This is a genomic window from Candidatus Synechococcus spongiarum SH4, from assembly GCF_000586015.1.
GTDB classification, from domain to species: Bacteria; Cyanobacteriota; Cyanobacteriia; order PCC-6307; family Cyanobiaceae; genus Synechococcus_B; species Synechococcus_B spongiarum_F.
The window spans coordinates 1-3572 of the sequence record NZ_JENA01000173.1 but is presented as its reverse complement, the minus strand read 5'-3'; the positions used below and the strand labels follow the sequence as shown (position 1 = coordinate 3572).

At 63.7% G+C, this 3572-nt stretch carries 6 protein-coding genes; 2 read left to right on the top strand and 4 right to left on the bottom strand.

Annotated features, from left to right (window positions below):
• Positions 1-178 precede the first annotated feature (178 nt).
• Genes BG35_RS0107760 through ruvX form a run of 3 tightly spaced genes read right to left on the bottom strand, consistent with a single transcriptional unit; the run spans position 179 to position 1785 of the window.
• Positions 179-757, bottom strand: a complete 579-nt coding sequence (locus tag BG35_RS0107760; RefSeq protein ID WP_025782377.1) for a YqeG family HAD IIIA-type phosphatase — start codon at positions 755-757, stop codon at positions 179-181.
• The gene (locus BG35_RS0107755) at positions 748-1311 is read right to left on the bottom strand and encodes a DUF3727 domain-containing protein (RefSeq protein WP_025782376.1); all 564 of its coding nucleotides are present in this window, start codon (positions 1309-1311) and stop codon (positions 748-750) included. Before BG35_RS0107755 ends, BG35_RS0107760 begins: the two co-directional genes overlap by 10 nt.
• A gap of 27 nt (positions 1312-1338) precedes the next feature.
• On the bottom strand, positions 1339-1785 hold the full coding sequence (gene ruvX / locus BG35_RS0107750; protein ID WP_051506213.1) for a Holliday junction resolvase RuvX: 447 nt from the start codon (positions 1783-1785) through the stop codon (positions 1339-1341).
• 304 nt (positions 1786-2089) lie between these two features.
• Between ruvX and BG35_RS13855 the strand changes: the two genes are divergently transcribed.
• Positions 2090-2818, top strand: a complete 729-nt coding sequence (locus BG35_RS13855) for a rubrerythrin family protein (protein ID WP_025782374.1) — start codon at positions 2090-2092, stop codon at positions 2816-2818.
• A 51-nt stretch (positions 2819-2869) separates the two neighbouring features.
• The gene (locus BG35_RS0107740; RefSeq protein ID WP_025782373.1) at positions 2870-3283 is read left to right on the top strand and encodes a HesB/IscA family protein; all 414 of its coding nucleotides are present in this window, start codon (positions 2870-2872) and stop codon (positions 3281-3283) included.
• A 13-nt stretch (positions 3284-3296) separates the two neighbouring features.
• Here the strand turns inward: BG35_RS0107740 and BG35_RS13145 are convergent.
• Positions 3297-3572 (bottom strand): hypothetical protein (locus tag BG35_RS13145; protein ID WP_025782372.1); only part of this gene is annotated, 276 nt, incomplete at its 5' end.

Genomic DNA, 3572 nt, shown 5'->3' with positions numbered 1-3572 from the left:
AGTTACCACTGCCTCAGCCTCAAGACCCATAACCGGAAGATAAGGGTCCGGAAGATGGCGGCGGCCCCCAGGAGGACGGCAAAGAACCCCGGTTCCGTATAACGGGAATCCATTGCCAGCACCACTGTGTCATATCCTCCCCTCTGCTATTCTCCTGGCCGTCATGGCGATCTTCCGGTTATGACTTCCGATCCCGGCCCTGTGTTGGCGTGGGAAGATCGCCGCTGATGGTGAAACGTCCCAGCGCTCTCAACAGTCTCAATTCCATGCGATAGAGCCTGTTCTGACGGCTGGGCCGCCCATCGGAGGCAATGGGTTCTACCAGCAGGCTCATCATGCCCATGCGGTTGCCCGCCAACACGTCGGTGAACAGTCGGTCTCCCACCATAGCCACCTGGGCAGGGGGCAGATTGATGGTCTTGAGCACTTGGCGCAGGCTGTGACGGCTGGGTTTCCTGGCGGCCAGACAATAGGGGAGGTCCAGTTGCCTGGCCACCCACAGAATCCGCCTGCGGTTGAGATTGTTGCTGAGAAGGTACAGCTTGAAGCGGGGCCGCACCTGTTCAATCCAGTGGCGCACCGTCTCCGGCAGGACAAGCTGGCGCCGGGGGGCCAGGGTTTGGTCCACATCCAGCACCAGGCCGCGAATGCCCTTGCCCCAGAGCGTCTGGGGATCAATGGCGGTAATGGGTCCTGCAACAATGTAACTGGGTTGAAGCCATTGCGCCGTCTTTTGGAGGGAGGGTATCAAGGACATGCCGCCTCCCCATGGGCCAATGCCTCCTCCACCAGGGGTTGAAGCCGGGCCAACACCTCTGGCGCCAGTAACTCCGCAGCGCCCCCACCGAGACGCGCCAACAGGAAGCAGGGATCCAGGCTGCCATAGAGGTCAAAGTCCGTCCCCCCGTGGCGGACGCTGGCCAGCAGAACACAGGTGTCGGCATCATCGTCCTCGGACAGGTCCTCCAGATCCCCCTCCTCCTCCCCGTCGGCGTCCTCCAGATCCCCCGCCACGGTCAGCAGGCCGGCGGAGCGCACCAGGCAAAGCTCCTGCTCCTGCAATGCCGTGTCCAGTTCATCCAGCACCTGGGGGTATTGATGGGGATCGGCAATCAACTCAGGGTCGGCAGTGGGATCGGCAGGCCAGCGGCAGAGGTGGACCGGGGTGTCCACTGGAGACAGGAGGCCGTAGTCCTGGTCCCGGATACGGAGGGATTGCTCCACAAAGCAGTGGAGCATCCGGCCAGTGGCATCGGTGGCCATTACGGTGGCCACGGCGGCTGCGCCGCCCTCATCCCGGTGACGATCCATGGCCCATCATCATTGGTGTTGTTCAGACTAATGGTCCGGGAAACTGGGCTCGGGTCCCTCCGCCAGCCATTGGCGCAAGATCAGGACCGCCGCGGCGCTATCCAGACGTCCGCTGCCATCCGCCCGCAGGCCTGTGGTCTCCTCGGCGGCCCAACTGGTGTAGCGCTCATCCACCCAGGCCAGCGGCAACGCCAAGTCGCGGGCCAGGGTCAACCCATAGCGGCGGGAGTGACGGCATTGACTCCCCTCCTTCCCGTTGGGCAGCAGGGGGAGACCAACCACCAGTGCGGCAACGCCCCGGTCCAGGCACAGGGGGCGCAGCCGCGCCACATCCGTAGCCCGGTCCTTTCGTCGCAGAGGCGGCAAGGGGCGTACACTGATGCCAAGGGGGTCACAGCCCGCCAGACCAATGCGCCGCCGCCCCACGTCCACGGCCAGCACCGAGCGGGGATGGGGTGGGCCATGAATCACCACTGGGGAACCGTTCTCGTCAGGAAGATAGACAAGCGGAGTTTGAGGGAAGGACGAGGGTGGGGGAACACTGTGGCCGGGAGCCGTTCATGGCCATGGCCTCCACCTGTCCACACGCCAGAGCAGGCTCGCGACCCATGGGTCCCACCGCCACATCCCATCGTGCTGGCGGCTGTTAGCGGGTTGCCGCCCCGTCAGCGAGCGGTCAGACCACGGACTGGATAGACGGATGGCAAACTGGCATGATTCTAATCCGAAGTCGGTATGAGTATGGATTAGAACAGACAGCGTGGACGCCTCACCTCCCATGGACCTTTCCAAACCCCGTACCCACGCCAATCTTGAAGCCGCCTTTGGCGGAGAAAGCATGGCCAACCGCAAATACCTCTTCTTTGCCGAGGTGGCCAAATCCCTGGGCCACAAAGACCTGGCCCGGCTTTTCCGGGACACCGCCGCCCAGGAAACCGAGCATGCCTTTGCCCATTTCCGCCTTCTCCATCCGGAGCTGGTGGTTGAGGATCCCCGGACCTTGACCCCTGAGCAACGGCAAGCGCTCCTCAGTCGCTGCCTGGAGCTGGCTATTGAAGGGGAAACCTACGAGTACACCACCATGTACCCGGAGTTCGCCGCCGCCGCCCGCTCTGATCGCGACGCCGGCGCCGCAGCGGAATTTGACGAGCAGATTGCCGAATCCCGGGAGCACGCCGGCATCTTCAAAAAGGCCGCCAGCAATTTCGGCTTCCTCACCTCGATTGAGCGCCACCACGCTGAGCGCTATGGGGTGGCCCTTGCCGCCCTGGAGGGCAAAGGCGATGCCGCCGAAGCAGCCAACCCCGTCCCGGGCCTCTGGATCTGTCGCGTCTGCTCCATGATCTACGATCCCGCCAAGGGAGATCCCGACTCCGGCATTGCCCCCGGCACCCCCTTCGAGGACATTCCCGATGACTGGGAATGCCCCATCTGCGGCGCCCGCAAGGCCGGCTTCACTCCCTACCGTCCATCCACCCTGAACCAGGCGGCTTTGCAAACCGCTTGAAGCTCTCTTGCCCGGAGTTGCCTAAACTGGCCCAAAGCCCCGTCACCCCCCATGGCCCCGTCACCCACCCCCACCCCTGAAGCCCCTTCCACCCCGGCGCCCCAGGCGGACCGGGATGGCCGTGGAATCCTCATTACGGCAGCGGCCTTGAGGCAACTGGGCTTCCTACGCCAGCAGCAGGGGACGGACTTCATCCTGAGGGTGGGGGTCCGTTCCGGGGGCTGTAGCGGCATGAGCTACACCATGGACTTCATCCAGCCCCAGGACGTGCGGGAGGAGGACAAGGTGTACGCCTACACCCTGGCGGACGGCGCGGGGTTCCAGGTGGTGTCCGATCCCAAGAGCCTGCTCTACATCTATGGCCTCCAACTGGATTTCAGCACGGCCCTCATTGGCGGCGGCTTCAATTTCACCAATCCCAACGCCAGCCAGACCTGCGGCTGCGGGAGCTCCTTCGCCGTCTGATGCTTCGCCCGTGTCACTTCTTGAGGGACAGCACCAACTCGTAAAGGCCGTCTATCCTGGCGCTCAGGGCGTCCATCCTGGCGCTCAGGGCATCGATTCGACCGTTCACGGCTGTTTCCAGGGCGTCCATCCTGGCACTCAGGGCATCGATTCGACCGTTCACGGCTGTTTCCAGGGCGTCGATCTTGCCGTCCAAGGCAAAGAACCCTGCAACGATCATGGCCATCAAGGCAATGATGAGCCCGATGACCAGGTAATCCCGCTCCTGCTTCTGTGGCGCCCCGGCAGG

Excerpts from the sequence above, each read along its gene's own strand:
- BG35_RS0107760 (WP_025782377.1), bottom strand. The coding sequence starts at position 757 with ATGTCCTTGATACCCTCCCTCCAAAAGACGGCGCAATGGCTTCAACCC.
- BG35_RS0107755 (WP_025782376.1), bottom strand. The coding sequence starts at position 1,311 with ATGGATCGTCACCGGGATGAGGGCGGCGCAGCCGCCGTGGCCACCGTA.
- BG35_RS13855 (WP_025782374.1), top strand. The coding sequence starts at position 2,090 with ATGGACCTTTCCAAACCCCGTACCCACGCCAATCTTGAAGCCGCCTTT.
- BG35_RS0107740 (WP_025782373.1), top strand. The coding sequence starts at position 2,870 with ATGGCCCCGTCACCCACCCCCACCCCTGAAGCCCCTTCCACCCCGGCG.